This is a genomic window from Pseudomonas sp. H3_A02, from assembly GCF_054671965.1.
The window spans coordinates 4,251,152-4,273,293 of record NZ_CP162807.1; the positions used below are offsets into that span (position 1 = coordinate 4,251,152).

Sequence of the window (22,142 nt, forward strand, 5' to 3'; positions counted from 1 at the left end):
CCCGTGATAGTGGCTGGGAGGCCCTCATCGCGAGCAAGCTCGCTCCCACAGGAACCGGGAGCGGGCCTCAATGAGTTGACTACTTGGGATACCCAGCGCGTTTCATCTCGCGTTCGGTGGTGGACTGCGCGGCGGTCAACGCCTGGTCCACGGTCTGCTGGCCGGTCAGCGCGCCCGAAAAGAACTTGCCCACTTGGGTGCCGATGGCCTGGAATTCGGGAATGGTCACCAACTGGATGCCGATGTAGGGCACGGGCTTGAGGGTAGGGGCTTTCGGGTCGGCGACTTTCAACGATTCCAGGGTCACCTTGGCAAACGGCGCGGCCTTCATGTACTCGTCGCTGTAGGTCGAGGTGCGGGTGCCTGGTGGTACGTTGGCAATGCCGTCGGTCTTGGCGACCAATTGGTTGTATTCCTTGGACGTTGCCCAAGTGGTAAAGACCTTGGCGGCGTCCTTGGCTTTGGAACTGGCCGGGATGGCCAGGGACCAGGAGTACATCCACGAGGTGCCCTTGTCGGTTTTTTCGTGGGGAGCGAAGGTGAATCCGACGTGATCGGCCACCTTGCTCTGGGTCTTGTCGGTGACAAACGAGCCGGCGACGCTGGCATCCACCCAGATCGCGCATTTGCCGCTGTTGAACAGCGCGAGATTTTCGTTGAAACCGTTGCTGGAAGCCCCCGGCGGGCCGGATTTTTTCATGTTGTCGACGTAGAAGTTCAGTGCATCCTTCCACTCCGGGCCATTGAACTGCGGCTGCCACTTCTCATCGAACCAGCGCGCGCCAAAGCCGTTGGCCAGGGTCGTGATCAGCGCCATGTTCTCGCCCCAGCCCGCCTTGCCCCGCAGGCACAGGCCATACTGTTCCTTGGATTTATCAGTGAGCTTTTCTGCGAACTCACCAATCTGGGTCCAGGTCGGGTGTTCGGGCATGGTCAGCCCGGCGTTCTTGAACAGGTCCGTGCGGTAATAGGTGATCGAGCTTTCGGCGTAGAACGGCAGGGCGTACAGCGAGCCTTTGACCGACAAGCCATCGCGCACGGAAGGGAAGACGTCATCCAAGTCGTAGGAGGCCGGCAGGTCCTTCATCGGTTCCAGCCAGCCCTTGGCGCCCCAGAGTGCAGCTTCGTACATGCCAATGGTCAGCACGTCGAACTGTCCGCCTTGGGTGGCGATGTCGGTGGTCAAGCGTTGGCGTAGGACGTTTTCTTCGAGCACCACCCAATTCAGCTTGATGTCCGGGTGCTCGGCCTCGAAAGTTTTCGAGAGCTTTTGCATGCGGATCATGTCGCTGTTGTTGACCGTGGCAATGGTGAGGGTCTCTGCGCCGAAGCTGACGCTGCTGAGGGTCATGCAGGTGGAGACAAGCAGAGCTTTTACCGAAGGTTTCATCGCGCACTCCTTTTCCGCGCCCGAAGGCTGCAGAAGGACAGTTATTGTTTTTGTGTCTTCCGGATGAAGGGAAGAATGTGCGCTGATTACAGCCTTCAATGGGCGGCGTGACAAATCATCCGTCGCACTTGTGCTGATACTTTTTTGCACTGCATGGGGCGGCGATGGAAATTATCTGTGGGAGCAAGGCTTGCCCGCGATGAAGTTGACACGGTCTTCCGGGGAGCCGAGGCGTCTGCATCGCGGGCAAGCCTTGCTCCCACATAAATTCCGCCACAGAAATGAGCCGAGATTCAGCCCTGGTTCTGCTCGGTCAACCGCTGCACCGCCAACCGCCGGTAGTGGGAAGGCGTCATGCCCTTGAGCTGTTGGAAACGCCGGTTGAAATTGGAGATGTTGTTGAAGCCGGATTCAAAACACACATCCGTCACCGGCTTGTCGCCATCGGCCAGCAATTCGCAGGATTTGCTGATGCGCAGGCGATTGACGAATTCGATGAAGCAGCGGCCGGTGGCCTGTTTGAACACCCGACTGAAATAGGTGGGCTTCATGCCCAGGTGCTCGGCGACTTCTTCCAGGGGCAGCTCCCGGGCGTAATGGGCAAAGATGTAGTCCACCGCGCGGTTGGTACGGTCGATGCTGTGTTCGTCCGCCGTTTGCGGGGCGGTCGCGCCGGACAGCAGTTGGTAGTCATCCGTGGCGGCCAGCAGCTCCATCAGGATGAAAAAGTGCCCCAGTCGGCTCATGCCCTGGGAGTCGGCGATGCGCTGCATCAGGGTCATGGCCTGGCGGATGGTGCGCTTGCAGCGGAACTCGATGCCGTATTGGGCGCGTTCGAGCAGCGGTGCGACCGTCTTGAGTTCAGCGAATACCTGGTGGCCGCTTTCGAACAACTCGTCGGTGAAGTTCACCAGCATGTCGCGCTTGGGCACCACTTCGTCCTCGGCCACCTGGCTGATCCAGTTGTGGGGCAGGTTGGGCCCGGTGAGAAACAGCGACTGGGGGTAGAAGTTACCGATGTAGTCGCCAATGAACACCTTGCCGGAACTGGCGACGATCAAGTGCAGCTCGTATTCCTTGTGGAAATGCCAGCGCACCAGCGGGCAGGGAAAACCATGCTGGCGGTAGATGATGGACAGCCCGTTATGGTCGTCCATCAACTCATAGGAGGGGTCGGTGACTCTGGCTGTTCGGGTCATGGGCCTGGCGCTTTTATTGTTATCGCCGTTGGATAATGCCCCCTTCGCCAGGCGGGTGCCACTCTGACGTCTAACCGTTGCGATTTTTTTCTTCGATCCACTGGGACATGTATTGGGTGCTTTTGTGCTGGTGGTGACGCAGCATGCTGCCGGTGAAATTGTCCCGGCGTCGTTGCCCCAGGTCCGCCCGGCAAGCGTTGATGCTGTCGATCAGCGCCGGCCCATGCACCTGTTGCTGGTAGCGGCTCTCCAGCAGCGCCAGGCCTGCCTCCTGGGCCTGGGTCCAACGTGCCTGGTCGCTATACAGCTGCACTGCCGCGCGGGCGATGTCTTCGGCGCTCTGGGCTATCGACCCGGGCCAGGGCATGTCGCCATGCATGGCTTCGGCCCCCACAGGCGTGGTGACGTTGGGGGTGCCGCAGAGCATGGCGTCGATCAGCTTGCCCTTGATCCCGGCGCCGAAACGCAACGGCGCCAGGCAGATGCGTGCGGCCGACATGACCTGCAAGGCGTCCTCGGCCCAGTTCATGATGTGGAAGCCCTGGGCCGGGTTATGCAACGCGGCGGCCTTGGGCGGGGTGTAGGCGCCGTACAGGTGCAGTTGCGATCCGGGCAATTGCTGGCGGATCAGCGGCCAGATGGCGTTTTTCATCCAGAGCACGGCGTCCCAGTTCGGCGCATGGCGGAAGTTGCCGATGCTCAGGAAATGCGCCCGATCCGAGAATGGCACCGGCGGGCCGCTGGGCAGGTCCAGCATCAACGGGCACCAGTGCAGCAGGTTGCGGGGCAGCTTGAAGTGCTCCACCAACAGTTCGATTTCAACCTCGGACACCATGAGGTTGACGTCGCAGCGGTACAGGGCGGCGATTTCCCGCTTGGCCAGGTCGGTGTCGGCCATCCGTTGGAACTCCTCGCCCAGGGCCGGGGCGAAGAGGTCGCTGAAGTCTTCGCTCGCCTCATCGTGCTTCAGGCGCTCCTTCAGGCGTTGATGCCGGGCGTGACGCAGGCTTTGCAGATCGGAGGTCTCCAGCACTCGCAGGGCGCCGGGGCAGTGCTTTTCGACGCGCCAGCCGAACTGTTCCTCCATCATGAACTGGTCGAACAGCACGATGTCGGGCGCAAGTGTATGGATGAACGCGTCGAAGCTGCTGTTATTGAGTTCGATGGGCACTTCGCGGATGCCCAGCGCGACCAGGTCGGCGCGCTGCTCGCCCGGGCCAGCCGGGCTGCTGAAGGTGATGTCCCAGCCTTGGCCGAGGAAGGTGTCGAGGATTTGCATGATGTGCCCACTGGCCGCCGATGAACGCGGCTCGGGCCAGACATAGCCGATAACCAGGACTTTGGTGGCGGTGGGGTGACGCATGGGCAGGGGGTTCCTTGGCGCGAATCAGGCGCCATCGGCGCGCGGGGCGCCGATAGTGACCAAGAATGCGATCCGGCTCAAGCAAGAATGCGTTTGACCTTGTCCCGCAACTGATCGATGGAGAAGGGCTTGCCGATCACCGACATGCCCTCAGGCACATCGATGCTTTCTGCGTAACCGCTGGCAAACAGCACCGGCAGTTGCGGCCGCTCGAGTCTAGCCCTCTTGGCCAGTTCCCGCCCGTCCATTATCGGCAGGCCAACGTCGGTCATCATCAGGGCGATGGGCTGATCGTGGTCGGACAAAAACTCCAGCGCCTGCTTACAACCGTCCGCCTCCAGCACCTGATATTCCAGCTCTTCCAACACGTCAACGATCAGCATCCGTACAATATCGTCGTCTTCGACTACCAGGATGGTGGGTTGGGTGGCGGCAGGGGCGGTGGACATAATAGACATTCTCGAAAGATGGGAGCGGGAAGGGCACGGAAAAAAACTGGCCTCATTCATGAGCCTCTTTTATGAGTAAGCGCCAAGGCGGCACAAGTTCCGTAGGTTGTACAAGAAAGGATCTATAGTACAAGAGCTGACAAGGATAGTCGCTTCCCTGCTACAAGACGGATCGTCGTGGGATTTGCGTCTTTGACTTGTCAGAAAATGTGGATCCAAGCGCGTTTTTTCGGGCAAACTCCACCGATTTCAACTGTCCACCAAGGCCCTTTCCATGACTCCTTCGTCTTCGGTCGACGAGCAAAGTTTTCGCAAGCTCCTGAGCCGCAACATCAGCCTGCCGCTGGGCATAGGCGCCCTCAGCGCGGTGTTTTTCATCATCCTTATCACGTATCTGCTGTCGGTGATCCAGTGGGTCGGCCATACCGACAGGGTGATCAATAACGCCAACGAAGCACTCAAGCTGAGCGTGGACCTGGAAACCGGCATGCGCGGCTACCTGTTGAGTGGTGACGAGCACTTCCTCGACCCCTACGAAGTGGCCAAGCCACGGATCGCCGTGGCGCTGGACACATTGCTGGAATTGACAGCCGATAACCCGGTCCAGACCGACCGCCTGCACAAGATTCAAGCGCTCCAGACGGAGTGGGCCAATTACGCCCAGAGCATGATCGACCTGCAACGCAGCAGCGGTGATTACCGGGGCGCGGTGAAGGCCGGACGCGGCAAGCGCCTGACCGACGAAATTCGCCAGTCCTTCGAAGAAGTCGTCGAGACCGAGCAGCAACTGCGCGCGGCGCGCAACGAGGAAGTGCGCACCACCACCGTCTGGAGCATTGCCCTTTATCTATTGTTCGTCGCCGCGGTCAGCGGGCTGCTGGCCTACGTCGGTCGCCGGGATCTGTTGAACCTGTCCGAAAGCTACAGCGCCAGCCTGAAAGTCCAGCAACGCAGCGCTTTGCACCTGGAGAAGCAGGCCTGGTTGCGTAACGGCCAGACGCTGCTGGCCGAGCAGGTCCTGGGGCAACTGTCGCTGAACCTGTTGGGTCGCAACATCCTGCAGTTCTGTGCGAAATACCTGGACGTCGCTGTCGCTGCGCTTTATGCGCGGGAAGAAAATGGTGTCCTCAAGCGCGTCGCCAGCTACGGCCTGTCCCGGGAGGATGAAGAACAACAACAGGTGATCGTCGCCGGTGAAGGCATCGCGGGTCAGGCCGTGCAGCAGGGGCGGCTCATTCGTCTGGATGATGTGCCGAGCGATTACCTGAAAGTCAGCTCCGGATTGGGGCAAGGCCTGCCCAACAGCGTACTGGTGGTGCCCACCAGTGACGATGACCGGATCAACGGTGTCATCGAACTGGGTTTCCTGCGGCCATTGACCGAGCGTGACATCGAGCTGCTGGAGTTGATCGCCGGCAATATCGGCACCTCCATCGAAGCCGCTCGTTATCGCCAGCGCTTGCAGGAAGTGCTGGCCGAAACCCAACAGTTGAACGAAGAGCTGCAAGTCCAGCAGGAAGAGCTCAAGACTGCCAACGAAGAGCTGGAAGAGCAGTCGCGCATTCTCAAGGAATCCCAGGCCCACCTGGAAACCCAGCAGCAGGAGCTGGAGCAGACCAACGAACAACTGGCCGAGCAGCGCGACGCCATGGACCAGAAGAACAGCGAACTGAACCTGGCCCAGATCCAGTTGCAGGAGCGCGCCGAAGAGCTGCAGCGTTCAAGCAAGTACAAATCCGAGTTCCTGGCCAACATGTCCCACGAACTGCGAACGCCGCTCAACAGCTCGCTGATCCTGTCCAAGTTGCTGGCGGAGAACCCGCAGCAAAACCTCAGCGAAGAGCAGGTCAAGTTTGCCGAGTCGATCTACTCAGCTGGCAACGACCTGTTGAACCTGATCAACGACATTCTCGACATTTCCAAGGTCGAGGCCGGAAAGCTGGAGGTGCGTCCAGAAAACACCAGTGTGCAACGTCTGGTGGAAGGGCTGCGAGATATGTTCAAGCCGCTGGCGGCCGACAAGGGTTTGAGTTTCGAGGTCCAGGTGCTGCCCGACGCGCCGGCGGTGCTTTACACCGATCGCCAGCGCCTGGAACAGGTGATCAAGAACCTGTTGTCCAACGCCGTGAAGTTCACCGAGCGGGGCTCCGTCAGCCTGTCCGTGGCAGGCCAGCCGGGCTCGGGCATCGCGTTCATGGTGCGCGACTCCGGGATCGGCATCGCCGTCGATCAGCAACAAAGCATCTTCGAAGCGTTCCGTCAGGCCGATGGCACCACCAACCGTCGTTACGGTGGCACGGGCCTGGGATTGTCGATTTCCCGGGACCTGGCCACGTTGCTGGGCGGCTCGATCTCCGTTTCCAGCGAGCCAGGGCAGGGCAGTGTGTTTACGCTGGTATTGCCTGAGCGTTACGTCGAACCCGGGGATGCGCCGATAGAGCCGATGACGTTCACCCCGACGGCCACCGCGCCGGCTCCCGTAACCCCCAAAGCCGCGCCAGCGCCGCTGATCGCCGAGGTGGATATGCCGATTGCCCGATTCGCCGACGACCGCGACAGGGCGCCGTTCGACACCCGGTGCATCCTGGTGATCGAAGACGAGCCCAAGTTCGCCCGGATTCTGTTCGACCTGGCCCACGAGCTCGGTTACCAGTGCCTGGTGGCGCACGGTGCCGACGAAGGCTTCGACCTGGCGTTGCAACTGGCTCCCGACGCGATCCTGCTAGACATGCGCCTGCCGGACCATTCCGGGCTGACGGTGTTGCAGCGGCTCAAGGAGCAGGCCGAAACCCGGCACATTCCGGTGCACGTGATTTCCGTCGAAGACCGCGTTGAAGCCGCCATGCACATGGGCGCCGTCGGCTATGCCGTCAAGCCGACCACCCGCGAAGAGCTCAAGGACGTGTTCGCCCGCCTGGAAGCCAAGCTGACCCAGAAGGTCAAGCGGGTGCTGCTGGTGGAAGATGACGACTTGCAACGTGACAGTATTACTCGCCTGATCGGCGACGATGACATCGAAATCACCGCCGTTGGCTTCGCCCAGCAAGCCCTGGACCTGCTGCGCACCAACGTCTACGACTGCATGATCATCGACCTCAAGTTGCCGGACATGCTTGGCAATGACCTGCTCAAGCGCATGTCCAGCGAAGACATCTGCTCCTTCCCGCCGGTGATCGTCTACACCGGGCGCAACCTGACACGGGACGAGGAAGCCGAGCTGCGCAGATATTCACGCTCGATCATCATCAAGGGCGCCCGTTCGCCAGAGCGCTTGCTGGACGAGGTGACACTCTTTCTGCACAAAGTCGAATCCCGGTTGTCCCATGAACGACAGCGGATGCTCAAGACCGCCCGCAGCCGCGACAAGGTGTTCGAAGGCCGCAAGGTGCTGCTGGTGGACGACGATGTGCGCAATATCTTTGCCCTGACCAGCGCCCTTGAGGCGAAGGGTGCGGTCGTTGTCATCGGCCGCAATGGCTTGGAGGCGATCGATCGCCTGAATGAATTCGACGACATCGACCTGGTGCTGATGGATGTGATGATGCCGGAAATGGACGGTTTTGAAGCCACCGCGCTGATCCGCAAGGATCCACGCTGGCGCAAGCTACCGATCATCGCCGTGACGGCCAAGGCCATGAAGGACGATCAGGAACGCTGCCTGGCGGCGGGTTCCAATGACTACCTGGCCAAGCCGATCGATCTGGATCGTCTGTTCTCGCTGATTCGCGTGTGGTTGCCGAATATGGAAAGAATTTAGTGGAACGTGACACTGACATTGAACTTCGTTTGTTGATCGAAGCGATCTACCTCAAGTACAGCTACGATTTTCGCGATTACTCCGGCGCCTCCATCAAGCGCCGGGTCCACCATGCGTTGAGCCAGTTCGAGTGCAAGACCATTTCGGCCTTGCAGGAGCGCGTTCTGCATGACCCGGGTGCGTTCATGCAATTGCTGCAACTGCTGACGATCCCCGTCAGCGAGATGTTTCGCGATCCCTCGCATTTCCTGGCGATCCGCGAGGAAATCGTGCCGCTGCTCAGGACGTACCCTTCGATCAAGATCTGGATCGCCGGTTGCAGCACGGGGGAGGAGGTCTACTCCATGGCGATCCTGCTGCGCGAAGAAGGCCTGCTGGACCGCACGTTGATCTACGCCACCGATATCAACCCGCGCTCGCTGGAAAAAGCCAAGCAGGGGATTTTCTCCCTGGAAAACGTGCGCACCTATACCCAGAACTACCAGAACGCCGGAGGACGGCGCTCGTTTGCCGATTACTACACGGCCGCCTACGATTATGCGATGTTCGATAAAACCCTGTGCAAGAACGTGACCTTCGCTGATCACAGCCTGGCAACCGACAGTGTTTTTTCAGAAACTCAATTAATTTCATGTCGCAACGTATTGATATATTTCAATAAAAAACTGCAAGATCGTGCGTTTGGACTGTTCCATGAGTCCCTCTGTCACCGTGGTTTCCTGGTATTGGGCAGTAAGGAGACACTGGATTTTTCGGCTTACGGTCATCGATTCGAGCCGTTGGTCAAACAGGAACGGATCTATCGCAAGTTATGAACCAGACGAAGGACAGATCCAACCCGCCCATCGAGGCCATTGTCGTCGGTGCGTCGGCCGGCGGCGTCGAAGCGTTGCTCAAGGTGTTCGGACACCTGCGCAAAGGCTTTGGCCTGCCCATCCTGGTGGTATTGCATTTGCCGGATGAGCGCGACAGTCAACTGGCTCCTGTGTTCGGTCATCGTCTGGCGGTGCCGGTGGAGGAAGCTCGGGACAAGCAAGACATCGTGCCGGGCACCTTGTACGTCGCCACGCCCGGCTATCACTTGTCGGTCGAGGCTGATCGTAGCCTGTCGTTGAGTCTGGAGGAGCCAGTACACCATTCGCGGCCGTCCATCGATGTACTGTTTGAATCGGCCGCCGATGTCTACGGCCAGAAATTGCTGGCCGTGGTGCTGACCGGTGCCAACAACGATGGCGCCCGGGGCTTGGCGAAGGTCAGTGCGCTGGGTGGGATCACCGTGGTGCAAGACCCCGCTGAAGCCCAGGTCTCGACCATGCCCGAAGCGGCGCTGGCCCTGCACGAGCCCGACCATATCCTTACTTTGCAAGGCATCGGCCAATTGCTGGCCGGGCTGGAATGAACCACATGCCAAGAGATATTCAAGCCAAACTGCTGATCGTCGACGATCTGCCTGAGAATCTGTTGGCCCTGGAAGCGTTGATCAGGGGGGACGACCGCGAGGTCTTCAAGGCCCTGTCGGCGGACGAAGCACTGTCCCTGTTGCTGCAACACGACTTTGCCCTGGCCATCATCGATGTGCAGATGCCCGAGATGAACGGTTTCGGGCTGGCCGAGCTGATGCGGGGCACGGAGAAGACCCGCAGCATCCCGATCATTTTCGTCAGCGCCGCCGGTCGTGAGCGCAACTATGCCTTCACCGGTTATGAAAACGGCGCGGTGGACTTCCTGCACAAGCCGCTGGACACCCAGGCCGTCAAGAGCAAGGTCAATGTGTTCGTCGAGCTGTATCGCCAACGAAAGGCCATGAAGGAGCAAGTCGTGGCCCTCGAACAGAGTCGTCGAGAGCAGGAGATCCTGTTGCAGCAACTGGAGGTCACCCGCGGCGAGCTGGAGCAGGCGGTGCGCATGCGTGACGACTTCATGTCCATCGTCGCCCACGAGGTACGTACCCCCCTCAATGGCCTCATTCTCGAGACCCAGCTGCGCAAGATGCACCTGGCCCGGGACAATGCCGCGGCCTTCAGCCTGGACAAGGTGCGGGCGATGGTCGAGCGCGACGAGCGCCAGATCAAGAGCCTGATCCGGCTGATCGAGGACATGCTGGATGTGTCGCGGATCCGTACCGGCAAGCTGTCGATCCGTCCGACCCGCTTCAACTTGACGGCACTGGTGGAAAACCTGCTGCGCAACTTCCAGCCGCAGATTGCCGTCGCCGAGTGTTCGTTGACCTGCACCGCTGAGCCGGCCGTGGAGGGACTGTGGGACGAGTTTCGTATCGAGCAGGTGGTGTCGAACCTGTTGACCAATGCGCTGCGTTACGGTGGCAAGAGCCCGATCGAAGTGCGCGTCTTCAAGACGCCCGAGCATGCCTGCATCGAGGTCCAGGACCACGGCATCGGCATCAGCGAGGAGAACCAGAAACGCATCTTCCAGCAGTTCGAGCGCGTATCGTCCAAGGCGGCTGCTTCAGGCTTGGGGTTGGGGCTGTTCATTTCCGAGCAGATTGTCTCGGCCCATGGCGGGACGATCACGGTCGACAGTCGCCTCAATGAAGGCGCGTTGTTCCGTGTTTGCCTGCCCTTGCAGAAAACTGTCTTGGACAAAACCGCCGAACAGACGCAACCTCTGAGAGACCCTAAGGTCGTATCAGCAGCTATTGATCGAACAAAGGCTTCTCATGAGTGAAGATGCGCAAGATGTTGTATTGATCGTCGAGGATGACCCGTCGATCCTGATGGTGCTGTCGGCCTACCTGTCGGGCGAGGGATACCGGGTGCTTCAGGCCGGAAACGGTGAGCAGGCGTTCGAGATCCTGGCGAGCAAGCCCCATCTGGACATGATGATTACCGACTTCCGCCTGCCGGGCGGTATCTCCGGGGTGCAGATCGCCGAACCTGCGGTCAAGTTGCGTCCCGAACTGAAGGTCATCTTCATCAGTGGCTACGCGCAGGAAGTGCGCGACACCGATAGCCCCATTACCCGCAAGGCCCCGATCCTGGACAAACCGTTCGACCTGGATGAGCTGCAACGCATCATGCAGTCGATGTTGTCGTAGGTTTCAAAAGTATTGTTTGGATTGAGCAAGGCATCTGTGGGAGCAAGGCTTGCCCGCGATGAGGGCTACTCGGTCTTTCTGAAACCGAGGCGACTTCATCGCGAGCAAGCTTTGCTCCCACAGAATCAAGGCCCTTCCTACAGAATCAAGGAACCTTGATCATCTCCCGCACCTTTGCCGTCAACAAATCAAACGTGAACGGTTTGGTGATCATCTGCATCCCCGGGTCAAGGAAGCCGCCGCGTACTGCCGCATGTTCGGCGTAGCCGGTGATGAACAGCACCCGCAGCTCCGGGCGGACCTGTCGGCCGATTTCCGCCAGCTGCCGACCGTTCATGCCGGGCAGGCCGACGTCGCTGATCAGCAAGTCGATGCGTTGGCCTGACTGGAGAATCGGCAACGCGCCGTTGGCGTCCGCCGCCTCCACGAAGGCATAGCCCAGTTCGCTCAACACTGCGCTCACCAGCACCCGCACCGCCGGATCGTCCTCGACGATCAGCACGGTTTCACCGTCCTGCGCATGCGGCGCGTGCTGGGTGGTGACCTGGGGCTCGTGTATTTCTTCGCCGCGAAAGCGCGGCAGGTAAAGGTTGACGGTGGTGCCCTTGTCGACTTCGCTGTCGATGGTCACATGGCCACGGGATTGCTTGCTGAAGCCATAGATCATCGACAGGCCCAACCCGGTGCCCTGGCCGATCGGCTTGGTGGTGAAGAACGGGTCGAACGCGCGGCCGATCACCGCTTCGGGCATGCCGCAACCGGTGTCCTGCACGCTCAGCACCACATAGTCGCCGGGCTCCAGGTTGGTGTAGGCAGCGGTGAAGTCGGCGTCCAAGTGCCGGTTGCAGGTCTGCACCACCAGGTTTCCGCCGTTGGGCATGGCATCCCGGGCGTTGAGCACCAGGTTGAGCAGGGCGCTTTCCAGTTGGTTGGGGTCGGCCTCTGCAACCCAGAGCTGTTCGTCCAGCCGCATGTCCAGGCGAATGCTTTCGTTGAGGCTGCGTTGCAGCAGCTCGCCCATGGACAGCACCAGCGTATTCATCTGGACGGCCTTGGAGTCCAGCGATTGCCGTCGGGAAAACGCCAGCAGGCGATGGGTCAGGCCGGCGGCGCGGTTGGCCGAGGTCACGCCCAGGTCGATCAGGCTGTCCAGGTCCTCGGTACGGCCACGGGCCAGGCGTCGGCGCAGCAGTTCGAGGCTGCCGATGATCCCGGTGAGCATGTTGTTGAAGTCGTGGGCGATACCGCCGGTCAACTGGCCGACCGCTTCCATTTTTTGCGACTGGCGCAGGGCTTCTTCGTTGTGGCGCAACTGGGCGGTACGTTCTTCTACCTGCTGCTCGAGGGTTTCAAGGGTGGTTTGCAGGCGCAGTTCGCTGTTGCTCAGGTCGATCAGGCGGTCGCGGGCTTCGTACTGCCTTCGGCGACCCCGCAGGGCGGTGGTCACCAGACTGATCAGGGTCACAGGGTGGAACGGGCGCTCGAGGAAGGTCACGTTGCCCAGTTGCATACCGATACGGGCCGCCGGGTTCTGTTCCGGGCCGCCGTGATGGGTCAGCAAGACAATGGGCAAATCGGACCAGGCCGGCTGCTGTTCGATTTGCAGGAACAGCGTTTCCAGGTCGGGCCCTACCAAGGCTTCCGAAGAAATCACCAGCAGGCCAGCACCGCTTTCCAGCTCTTCGCACAAATGGCCCAGGTGGCGGCAGATGAGGCCGGCAAAACCGGCCTCGTTGAGGATCATCAAGGCGATCTGGCTGTCCCGTCCCAGCGGTGCGAGGATCAGCGCCCGCTCGGACAGGGGCTCGGCCAGCGTCACCGGGTTTCATCCTTGAGCAGCGGGTTGCTCTCGCCCATGTAAGTGGGGACCCCGCGCAAGACGCCTTGGAACGCCTCCAGCGGTTCGCCAATGGTCATGCCCTGGCCGCTGATGCGGTATTCGCGGATGGTCGACTCGTGGCTGCCGGTGCGTTTCTTGATGATGGAAATCGCCCGGCGAACCTTGCCCAGTGCTTCGAAATAACGCAACAGAATCACCGTGTCGGCCAGGTAAGTAATGTCCACGGGCGCCTGCATGTCGCCGACCAGGCCGTGCTGGGCGACGGTCATGAAGGTCGCCGCGCCCTTGCGGTTGAGGTAGAGCAGCAATTCATGCATGTGCAGCACCAGGGCGTTCTCTTCCGGCATGGCCGCCTGGTAGCCGTTGATACTGTCGATGACCACGGTCTTGATGTTGCCTTCATCGACGCAACGGCGCACGCGGTGGGAAAACTCGCCGGGGGACAATTCGGCGGCGTCCACCTGTTCGATCAGCAGGTTGCCGGTCTCCAGTAGCGCCTGCAGATCGATGCCGATGTTTTTCATGCGCTCGAACAGCAAGCCCAGTTCTTCGTCGAAGATGAACAGCGCGGCCTTCTCGCCGCGATGCACGGCGGCTGCGGCAAAAATCAGCGCGATCAGCGACTTGCCGGTACCCGCAGGGCCCAGGATCAAGGTGCTGGAACCGGTCTCGATACCGCCGCCCAGCAGCGCATCCATTTCGCCGATGCCACTGGAGAGTTGTTGGCGCAGGTACTGTCCGCGGTGCTCGGCGGCCACCAGGCGCGGGAAGACGTGCACGCCGTCGCCCATGATGGTGAAGTCATGGTAACCGCCGCGGTATTTCTGCCCGCGGTACTTGACCACCCGGATCCGCCGCCGTTCGGCGCCGTAGTTGGGGGTCAGTTCTTCCAGGCGAATCACCCCGTGGGCGACGCTGTGCACGGTCTTGTCCAGGGATTCGGTGGTCAGGTCGTCGAGCAACAGGACCGTGGCGTCGTAGCGCACGAAATAATGCTTGATCGCCAGGATCTGGCGACGATAGCGCAGGGAGCTTTGCGCCAGCAGGCGGATCTCCGACAGGCTGTCGAGCACGACCCGGGTCGGTTTGACCCGTTCGACCACTTCGAAAATCTGCCGCGTCGCTTCGCCCAGTTCCAGGTCCGAGGAGTACAGCAGGCTCTGCTGGTGCTCGGCATTGAGCAGGCTTTCGGGTGGGGTCAGCTCGAAAATATGAATATTGTCATCCAGCGTCCACCCGTGGGAGGCCGCGCCCTGGCGCAGTTCACGCTCGGTTTCCGAGAGCGTGATGTACAACGAGCGCTCGCCAGCCTTGGCGCCGGCTAACAGAAAATGCAGCGCGACCGTGGTCTTACCAGTCCCCGGTTCCCCCTCGAGCAGGAACACATGGCTGCGGGACAAACCACCGGAAAGGACATCGTCCAGTCCTTCGATGCCGGTGGCGGCTTTTGCACTGATCAACTCGTTAGATGTAGACAAAAATAGCCCTCTCATGACTAGGGAAGTGGGCAGCAGGCGGGGTAACGCCTGAAATCAACTGCCTGAACACTTGACCTTTGGCGGTGATGGCGGTTCCGCTTACATCGACAAAACGCGGTGTGCTGCACAACTTTTGGCGTGCAATGAGAGACCTACAGACCTTGTTGCAGGGCCGGGTCATCGGGGTTCAGCTGTTCCAGTTGCGCCAACAGGATCTGAACGTTCTGCAACTGACCGGTTTCCTTCCAATAGTTGATCAGCAACACCCGTGCCTTGCGGTCGGCGGGGTAGCGCTGGACGATTTCCTGCAACTGTTTCTGCGCGGCTTCCACTTCCTGCTCGGCATGCAGGGTGGTCGCCAGGTCATAGCGGTAATGCCGGTTCTCGGGTTCCAGTTCCACGGCTTTGGCCAGGCCGAGCACTGCATACTCGCTCTGGCCGTGTTGCAGCAGCCACATGCCCAGCGCATGTTGCAGATAAGCCGACGCTGGCTGGGTTTGCAACTGTCGGGCGAGCAATTGTCGTGCGGCTTCGCCCTGGCCTTGTTTGTCCAGCACTTCGATCTGCATCACCAACGCCGGGAGATTGTCCGGTTGCAGGCGCAAGGCCTGCTCAAGGGCCAGTTGGGCTTTCTTCAATTCGGCATTGTGCAGGTGCAGCCGGGCGAGCTGGTAGTGGGACTCCGCGGTTTTCGGACCGTCCTCGAGCACCTGCTCCCAGGTGTCGATGGCGATCTGCATCGCACCGAAATACAAGCCGAGGTCATCCGGCGACAGGCCCAGCAGCGCATTCACGGCCGCGAACCGGACGTTCGGGTCGTCATCATCCAGAAGCGGGCCGAGCAACAGGCTGCGCTGCCCCGTCGGCACCAGCCCGACCACGCTGCCGATGGCGGCCCGACGCACGTCCGGTGATTCGCTGTGCAGGTCCGCGTCCGCCAGTTTCAGGGCTTGCGGACTGGGGTAGTTGGGCAGTTCTGCGTGCAGCCACACACGGCGCTTGGGCGAGAGGTCCGGACGCCCCAGTTGCTGGTAAAGCATCCGCGCCGCCCCCGGCTGGCCGTTGCGGGCGTTTTCCAAGGCTTCGCTGTAGCCACGCTTGATCGCTTCGGGGATTTGCGGGGTGGTGCTGCGCAGCCACACCGCGACAAGACCGATCAACAACAGTACACAGAGGCTGAGGAGCAGATAGCGGCGGCGAGGCGAGGGCATGCAGGGAATCCATTACCAGAAGCGTGAAATGTCGCAAGCTTCGGTCAGGTGGGGGCCTGAGTCAAACCTTGTGACACATCTCACGCGCCCTGGGTAAAGCTTGCCCAAGTCAATGTGGGAGCAAGGCTTGCCCGCGATGAGGGTGGCACATTTAGCATCAGCGCAACTGACCCGTCGCTATCGCGAGCAAGCTTTGCTCCCACAGGGCTCTCCCACAGGAGGAGGTGGAGGTCAGCGGCAAGCGAAAAAAAAGCCCCGCGTCCATGAGACGCGGGGCAAAAATTTGGCTGGTTGCGGCCAACCAAAGGAGCTCGGTTGAGCAGGACAGTGTCAGTTGCTGGCGACGGTTTCCGGTTTCCAGCCGCCACCCAAGGCCTTGTAGATCGCGACGATGCCGCGGTACAGGTCCACTTCGGCCTGGGCCTGGGTGTCTTCGGCGGCCAGGCGTTCACGTTGGGCGTCGAGCAGCACGAGGAAGTCCACGGTGCCTTCGCGGTAGCGAATCTCGGCCAGGTCGGCGGCGGCGCGGCTCGATTCACTTTGACGGATCAGCGAAATCAGCCGTTGCTGGCGCTTGCCGTAGTCGCTGAAGGCGTTTTCCGATTCTTCCAGGGCCAGCAGCACTTGCTGTTCGTAGGTCGCCAGGGCGCCATCGGCTTCGGCGTCGGCACCGCGCAGGCGAGCTCGCACACTGCCCAGGTCGAAAGCCGCCCAGGTAATGCTCGGGCCTAGCGCCCAGGCGTTGGCGGCCGAGGAGCCAATTTGCGAACCGCGTCCAGCCGTGAAACCGAGGAAACCGCTCAGGCTGACCCGTGGGAACAAGTCGGCCTTGGCCACGCCGATGCGCGCCGTGGCGGCGGCCAGTTGGCGTTCGGCACTGAGAATGTCCGGGCGCCGTTGCAGCAGTTCACCCGGATCGCCGATGGGCAGGGCTTTGGCGATGGCCGGCAACTGTTTCGGGCTCAGATCCACGCTGAGTTTGTCCGGGCGTTCACCCAGCAGCGTGGCGATGCGATTGCGTTGGCGCACCTGTTCGGCCTGCAGTTGCGGCACGCTGGCTTCAACAGAGGCCAGGCGCGCATCGGCACGGACCACGTCGAGCTGGTCACCGACGCCGGCATCGCGCAGGCTTTCAGTGATCTTGCGCGAATCCTGCTGGTTCTTGAGGTTCGCCAGGGCGATCTTTTCCCGCAGTTGCGCGCCGCGCAATTGACCGTAGGCGTCCACCAGTTCGGCGATCATCGTCACCTGCAACTGATAGAGGTCGGCTTCGACGGCCTGCTGATCGGCATTGGTGGCTTCCAGGTTACGCCGGATGCGTCCGAACAGGTCCAGCTCCCAGGCCATGTCCAGGCCCAGGTCATAACGCTCGGTGTTGACCCGGTCGGTGGTCTGCCCTGGAATCTGGCCTTTGCCCAGGTCGCTGCTCGCACGGCTGGTGATGGTCGGCATGACGTCATTGCTGGCGTCATCGCGAATCGCCCGGGCGGCCCGCAAGCGGGCGAAGGCCACGCGCAACTCGCGGTTGCCTTCCAGGGAGCGGGTCACCAACGCATTGAGGGTCGGGTCGTCGAACTGCTGCCACCAGACACCTTCGAAACGGGCGCGGTCGAAATTCTTCTGGCCGGCGGCGCCGTCGGTGGCGGTGGTGATAGTCGCCGCCTCCGTTTGTGGTGCCTTGTAGTCCGGGCCCACGGCGCAGGCACTCAGTGCCAACACCAGCAAGCTCGGCATGAACGCTTTCAAACTCATTGTTGCGCCTCCAGTTTCAAAGCCCGGGCCGCCTTGCGGGCCTCGCTGCGCTCGACGAAGTTGCGAATCAGTACATAGAACACGGGGGTGAGCAGCAGGCCGAAGAAGGTCACGCCGAGCATCCCGGAGAACACCGCCACACCCATGGCATGACGCATTTCCGCACCTGCGCCGCTGGAGAACACCAGGGGCACCACGCCCATGATGAAGGCGAAGGAGGTCATCAGGATCGGCCGCAGACGCAGGCGGCACGCTTCAAGGACCGCCGCCAGCGGGCTCATGCCTTCAAGCTGTTTATCCTTGGCGAACTCGACGATCAGAATCGCGTTCTTGCAGGCAAGCCCCACCAGTACGATCAAGCCGATCTGGGTAAAGATGTTGTTGTCGCCACCGGAGAGAATCACCCCGGTAATCGCCGACAGCAGGGTCATCGGTACGATCAGGATCACCGCCAATGGCAGGCTCCAGCTTTCGTATTGTGCCGCGAGCACCAGGAACGCCAGCAATACGCAGAGCGGGAACACGAACAGCGCGGTGTTGCCCGAGAGGATCTGCTGGTACGTCAGGTCGGTCCACTCGTACGTCATGCCGTTGGGCAGTTCGTCCTTGAGCAGTTTCTCGATGGCCTTTTCAGCCTGGCCGGAGCTGTAGCCCGGGGCGGCAGCGCCATTGATTTCAGCGGTGATGAAGCCGTTGTAGTGCATCACGCGATCGGGGCCCGAGGTGTCGCTGACCTTGATGAAGGTCGCCAGCGGGATCATCTCGCCACGGTTGTTGCGCACCTTGAGCTGGCCGATCTGGTCCGACTCGAGGCGGAACTGTTGCTCGGCCTGGACGTTGACCTGGTAGGTGCGCCCGAAGCGGTTGAAGTCGTTGGCATACAGCGAGCCCAGGTAGATCTGCAGGGTGTCGAAGATGTCGCTGACGGCCACGCCGTGGGTCTTGGCTTTTTCACGGTCGATGGCGGCATCGACCTGGGGCACGTTCACGGTGTAGCTGGTGAACAACCCGGCCAGTTCCGGCACGCTGTGGCTCTTGGTAATGATGTTCATGGTTTCTTTGTACAGCTCGTCGTAGCCCAGGTTGCCCCGGTCCTCGATTTGCAGGCGGAAACCACCGATCGTGCCCAGGCCCTGTACCGGCGGCGGCGGGAAGATCGCCATGTAGGCTTCCTGGATTTCCGAGTACTGGCCGTTCAAGGCACCGGCGATGGCGCCGGCCGACATGCTCGGATCCTTGCGCTCGTCGAAGGGCTTGAGGGTCACGAACACGATGCCGGCGTTCGGGCTGTTGGTGAAACCGTTGATGGACAGGCCCGGGAACGCCACCGCGCTTTCAACACCCGGTTGCTTGAGGGCCAGGTCGGACATGCGCTTGATCACGTCTTCGGTACGATCCAGGCTCGCGGCATCCGGCAGTTGGGCGAAAGCCACCAGGTATTGCTTGTCCTGGCCGGGAACGAAACCGGTCGGCGTGTTGGAGAAACCGAAGAAGGTCAACACCATCAAGCCTGCGTAAACAATCAGGGCAATCCCGCTGCTGCGGATCACGCGGCCCACGGTGCCCACGTAGCTGTGGCTGGCGCGGTCGAAGAAACGGTTGAACGGACGGAACAGCCAGCCACCGAAAATCTTGTCCAGGAACCGCGAGAAACGGTCCTTGGGCGCGTCATGGCTCTTGAGCAACACCGCTGCCAGGGCCGGCGACAGGGTCAGGGAGTTGAAGGCCGAGATCACCGTCGAGATGGCAATGGTCAAGGCGAACTGCTTATAGAACTGTCCGGTCAAGCCACTGATGAAGGCCGCGGGCACGAACACCGCACACAGCACCAGCGCCGTGGCGATGATCGGTCCGGTCACTTCGCCCATGGCGCGTTTGGTGGCTTCCACCGGTGTGAGTCCCAGGCCAATGTTTCGCTCGACGTTCTCCACCACCACGATGGCGTCGTCCACCACGATACCGATCGCCAGGACCAGGCCGAACAGCGACAGGGCGTTCAACGAGAAGCCGAACAGGTGCATCACCGCGAACGTACCGATCAGCGAAACCGGCACCGCCACCAACGGAATGATCGAGGCGCGCCAGGTCTGCAGGAACAGGATAACGACCAGCACCACGAGAATCAGGGCTTCGAACAGGGTGTGGACCACCGCTTCGATGGAGCCCCGGACGAAGATCGTCGGGTCATAAACGATGCTGTAGTCCATCCCGGCCGGGAAGCCTTTCTTCAGCTCGTCCATCTTCTCGCGAACGTCGTTGGAGATCTGGATGGCGTTGGAGCCTGGGCGCTGGAAGATCGGGATCGCCACCGCCGGCTGGTTGTCCAGCAGTGAGCGCAGGGCATATTGGCTGGAACCCAACTCCACCCGGGCGATGTCTTTCAGGCGAGTGATCTCACCGTTGGCACCGGAACGGATGATGATGTTCTCGAACTCTTCCTCATTCACCAGGCGACCCTGGGTGTTGATCGAGAGCTGGAAGGCCTGGGCGTTCGGCGCCGGCGGCGCACCCAGGGCACCGGCGGCGACCTGGCGGTTCTGTTCACGGATCGCGGTGACCACGTCGGTGGCAGTCAGGTTGCGCGAAGCGGTCTTGTTCGGGTCCAGCCAGACCCGCAGGGAGTAGTCGCCCATGCCGAACAGTTGCACGTCACCCACGCCGCCCAGGCGCGCCAGCTCATCCTTGATGTTGAGCAGGGCGTAGTTGGACAGGTAGAGCATGTCGTAGCGTTTGTCCGGCGAGGTCAAGTGCACGACCATGGTCAGGTCGGGCGATGCCTTGTCCACCGTGATGCCGATCCGGGTCACTTCTTCCGGCAGCTTGGGCTCGGTCCGGGTGACGCGGTTCTGCACCTGCACCTGGGCGTTGTCCAGGTCGGTGCCCAGTGCGAAGGTGATGGTCAGGGTGATCTTGCCGTCAGCGGTGGACTGCGAGGACATGTACAGCATGTTCTCGACGCCAGTGATGGCTTGTTCCAGGGGCGCGGCCACGGTTTCGCCGATGACCTTGGGGTTGGCGCCCGGGAAGTTGGCGCGTACGACCACGGTCGGCGGCACGACTTCCGGGTATTCGCTGATCGGTAGCTGGAACAGCGAGATGGCACCGGCGATCAGGATCAGCAGCGAAAGCACCGCTGCGAAGATCGGCCGCGAAATGAAGAACTGGGAAAATTTCATCTTGGATTCAGTCCCTTAACCGCGTGGGGTCGCAGCGGCCAGTTTGCCTGCCGAGCTTGACGCAGCCTTGGATGGCGCGACTTGGGGCAGGTTGCTGGCTTCGAGCGCTTTACGTTGTTGTGCCAGGGCGGCAATGGTTTCGTCGCTGGCCATCGGCACGGTTTCAGGCGTGACCGGTGCGCCCGGACGAGCCCGTTGCAGCCCCTTGACGATGATGGTGTCGTCCTTGCTCAGGCCGCTGCGCACGATGCGCAGCCCTTCGATCTTCGGCCCAAGCTCGACGGCGCGGTAGGCCGGCTTGTTGTCGGCGTCCATCACCAGCACGAACTTCTTGCCCAGGTCGGTGCCCACGGCTTCGTCGTTGATCAGCACGGCGGCGTAGGTGCCGCTGCCCACCAGCTTCAGGCGGGCGTACAGCCCAGGGGTGTAGGCGCCATCCTTGTTGTCGAACACGGCGCGACCACGGATGGTGCCGGTTTGCGGGTTGACCTGGTTGTCGACGAAGTTCATCTGGCCCAGGTGCGGATTGCCGTCCTCGTTGGACAGGCCCATGTAGACCGGCGTGGCCTGGCCGCGCTGGCCCTGGCGGGCGAGTTGGGTGTACTTGAGGAAGACACGCTCGTCGGCGTCGAAGTAGGCGTAGACCTTGTCGGTGGACACGACGCTGGTCAGCGGCGTGACATCGGCGGTCACCAGGTTGCCGGCGGTGATGGCCGCCCGGCTGACGCGACCACTGATGGGCGAGGTGACACGGGTGAAGCTCAGGTTCAGCTTGGCCAGATCCAACTGCGCCTGGATGGCCGCGGCGGCGGCACGGGCCTCCTGGGCGGCGCTGGTGCGCGAATCCGCCAGCTCGGCGGAAATGGCGTTGCTCAAGCGCAGGCGTTCACCACGCTGGGCTTCGTTCTCGCTGCGGGTGGCGGTGGCGCGGGCTTGGGCCAGTTGGGCTTCGAGACGACGGACTTCAGCCTGGAAGGGGCGTGGGTCGATCTGGAACAACAGGTCGCCTTTCTTGACCAGCGCGCCTTCGGTGAAGGCCACTTCGTCGATCTGCCCGGAAACCCGCGGGCGGATCTCGACGGTTTCTGGCGCCTCGAGGCGGCCGGTGAACTCATCCCATTCGTTGACAGGCTGCTCCAACACCTTGGCCACACTGACTTTGGCCGGCGGCATGGACGCTGCCGTGTCAGGAGTCTTGCCGCAGGCGCTCATCACCAGCACCGCCAGCAGCGCGAGGGGAAAACGCAGTTTTGAAAGTGAATGTTCCATGGATAGCATCCGCCAATGTATTGAGAATGGGCGGATGATGCGTGGCGCAAGAGACAGGAACGAATCGAATGAAGCAAAGGTAACTATCATTCAGAATGATATAAGCCATCGATGAGGGCTCTAGTCCGGGCAATAATGCTCACTTTGGAGCATCGATGACCCTGTGGCTAGGGAGCTTGCTCCCGCTTGAGCGCAAAGCGCTC

Annotated in this window: 15 protein-coding genes; 5 read left to right on the plus strand and 10 right to left on the minus strand. The window is 61.3% G+C overall.

Features of this window, described 5'->3' with window-relative positions; translation table 11 throughout:
• Positions 1-79: 79 nt before the first annotated feature.
• The 4 genes from AB4N80_RS18760 to AB4N80_RS18775 all read right to left on the minus strand — a co-directional run bounded on the left by AB4N80_RS18760 (position 80) and on the right by AB4N80_RS18775 (position 4,401).
• A complete protein-coding gene (locus AB4N80_RS18760; protein ID WP_305467132.1) occupies positions 80-1,390 on the minus strand; it encodes an ABC transporter substrate-binding protein in 1,311 nt (436 codons plus the stop codon).
• A 293-nt stretch (positions 1,391-1,683) separates the two neighbouring features.
• On the minus strand, positions 1,684-2,589 hold the full coding sequence (locus AB4N80_RS18765) for an AraC family transcriptional regulator (RefSeq protein ID WP_053119509.1): 906 nt from the start codon (positions 2,587-2,589) through the stop codon (positions 1,684-1,686).
• Between the two features lie 70 nt (positions 2,590-2,659).
• Positions 2,660-3,952 (minus strand): glycosyltransferase, encoded by a 1,293-nt coding sequence (locus tag AB4N80_RS18770; RefSeq protein ID WP_354336955.1) that lies wholly within the window; start codon positions 3,950-3,952, stop codon positions 2,660-2,662.
• A 77-nt stretch (positions 3,953-4,029) separates the two neighbouring features.
• On the minus strand, positions 4,030-4,401 hold the full coding sequence (locus AB4N80_RS18775; protein ID WP_305467129.1) for a response regulator: 372 nt from the start codon (positions 4,399-4,401) through the stop codon (positions 4,030-4,032).
• A gap of 274 nt (positions 4,402-4,675) precedes the next feature.
• Between AB4N80_RS18775 and AB4N80_RS18780 the strand changes: the two genes are divergently transcribed.
• From AB4N80_RS18780 to AB4N80_RS18800, 5 genes are read left to right on the plus strand one after another with little or no spacing between them, the layout of a single operon-like run.
• Positions 4,676-8,158: a response regulator gene (locus AB4N80_RS18780; RefSeq protein WP_354336954.1), complete on the plus strand. Its 3,483-nt coding sequence runs from the start codon at positions 4,676-4,678 to the stop codon at positions 8,156-8,158.
• Positions 8,158-8,973, plus strand: a complete 816-nt coding sequence (locus AB4N80_RS18785; protein WP_305467126.1) for a CheR family methyltransferase — start codon at positions 8,158-8,160, stop codon at positions 8,971-8,973. Before AB4N80_RS18780 ends, AB4N80_RS18785 begins: the two co-directional genes overlap by 1 nt.
• Complete coding sequence (locus tag AB4N80_RS18790; protein ID WP_305467124.1) at positions 8,970-9,557, plus strand: chemotaxis protein CheB; 588 nt, start codon at positions 8,970-8,972, stop codon at positions 9,555-9,557. Before AB4N80_RS18785 ends, AB4N80_RS18790 begins: the two co-directional genes overlap by 4 nt.
• Before the next feature lie 5 nt (positions 9,558-9,562).
• On the plus strand, positions 9,563-10,843 hold the full coding sequence (locus AB4N80_RS18795; RefSeq protein WP_460078178.1) for a hybrid sensor histidine kinase/response regulator: 1,281 nt from the start codon (positions 9,563-9,565) through the stop codon (positions 10,841-10,843).
• Positions 10,836-11,213 (plus strand): response regulator, encoded by a 378-nt coding sequence (locus tag AB4N80_RS18800; protein WP_460078180.1) that lies wholly within the window; start codon positions 10,836-10,838, stop codon positions 11,211-11,213. The genes AB4N80_RS18795 and AB4N80_RS18800 overlap by 8 nt, the downstream gene beginning before the upstream one ends.
• Before the next feature lie 145 nt (positions 11,214-11,358).
• Here AB4N80_RS18800 and AB4N80_RS18805 read toward each other — a convergent pair whose 3' ends face one another.
• From AB4N80_RS18805 to mexE, 6 genes are all read right to left on the minus strand, one after another.
• A complete protein-coding gene (locus AB4N80_RS18805; protein ID WP_460078183.1) occupies positions 11,359-13,032 on the minus strand; it encodes a response regulator in 1,674 nt (557 codons plus the stop codon).
• The gene (locus AB4N80_RS18810) at positions 13,029-14,531 is read right to left on the minus strand and encodes an ATPase domain-containing protein (RefSeq protein WP_460090422.1); all 1,503 of its coding nucleotides are present in this window, start codon (positions 14,529-14,531) and stop codon (positions 13,029-13,031) included. The genes AB4N80_RS18805 and AB4N80_RS18810 overlap by 4 nt, the downstream gene beginning before the upstream one ends.
• 152 nt (positions 14,532-14,683) lie before the next feature.
• On the minus strand, positions 14,684-15,742 hold the full coding sequence (locus tag AB4N80_RS18815) for a tetratricopeptide repeat protein (RefSeq protein ID WP_122567357.1): 1,059 nt from the start codon (positions 15,740-15,742) through the stop codon (positions 14,684-14,686).
• Between the two features lie 330 nt (positions 15,743-16,072).
• Entirely contained in the window at positions 16,073-17,494 is a 1,422-nt protein-coding gene (locus AB4N80_RS18820; protein WP_305467118.1) for an efflux transporter outer membrane subunit, read from the minus strand.
• On the minus strand, positions 17,491-20,670 hold the full coding sequence (locus AB4N80_RS18825; protein WP_122567359.1) for an efflux RND transporter permease subunit: 3,180 nt from the start codon (positions 20,668-20,670) through the stop codon (positions 17,491-17,493). Before AB4N80_RS18825 ends, AB4N80_RS18820 begins: the two co-directional genes overlap by 4 nt.
• Positions 20,671-20,685: 15 nt before the next feature.
• Positions 20,686-21,939, minus strand: coding sequence for a multidrug efflux RND transporter periplasmic adaptor subunit MexE (gene mexE, locus AB4N80_RS18830; protein ID WP_122567360.1), 1,254 nt, complete (start codon positions 21,937-21,939; stop codon positions 20,686-20,688).
• Positions 21,940-22,142 lie beyond the last annotated feature (203 nt).

Excerpts from the sequence above, each read along its gene's own strand:
- AB4N80_RS18760 (WP_305467132.1), bottom strand. The coding sequence starts at position 1,390 with ATGAAACCTTCGGTAAAAGCTCTGCTTGTCTCCACCTGCATGACCCTC.
- AB4N80_RS18765 (WP_053119509.1), bottom strand. The coding sequence starts at position 2,589 with ATGACCCGAACAGCCAGAGTCACCGACCCCTCCTATGAGTTGATGGAC.
- AB4N80_RS18770 (WP_354336955.1), bottom strand. The coding sequence starts at position 3,952 with ATGCGTCACCCCACCGCCACCAAAGTCCTGGTTATCGGCTATGTCTGG.
- AB4N80_RS18775 (WP_305467129.1), bottom strand. The coding sequence starts at position 4,401 with ATGTCCACCGCCCCTGCCGCCACCCAACCCACCATCCTGGTAGTCGAA.
- AB4N80_RS18780 (WP_354336954.1), top strand. The coding sequence starts at position 4,676 with ATGACTCCTTCGTCTTCGGTCGACGAGCAAAGTTTTCGCAAGCTCCTG.
- AB4N80_RS18790 (WP_305467124.1), top strand. The coding sequence starts at position 8,970 with ATGAACCAGACGAAGGACAGATCCAACCCGCCCATCGAGGCCATTGTC.
- AB4N80_RS18795 (WP_460078178.1), top strand. The coding sequence starts at position 9,563 with ATGCCAAGAGATATTCAAGCCAAACTGCTGATCGTCGACGATCTGCCT.
- AB4N80_RS18800 (WP_460078180.1), top strand. The coding sequence starts at position 10,836 with ATGAGTGAAGATGCGCAAGATGTTGTATTGATCGTCGAGGATGACCCG.
- AB4N80_RS18815 (WP_122567357.1), bottom strand. The coding sequence starts at position 15,742 with ATGCCCTCGCCTCGCCGCCGCTATCTGCTCCTCAGCCTCTGTGTACTG.
- AB4N80_RS18820 (WP_305467118.1), bottom strand. The coding sequence starts at position 17,494 with ATGAGTTTGAAAGCGTTCATGCCGAGCTTGCTGGTGTTGGCACTGAGT.
- AB4N80_RS18825 (WP_122567359.1), bottom strand. The coding sequence starts at position 20,670 with ATGAAATTTTCCCAGTTCTTCATTTCGCGGCCGATCTTCGCAGCGGTG.
- mexE (WP_122567360.1), bottom strand. The coding sequence starts at position 21,939 with ATGGAACATTCACTTTCAAAACTGCGTTTTCCCCTCGCGCTGCTGGCG.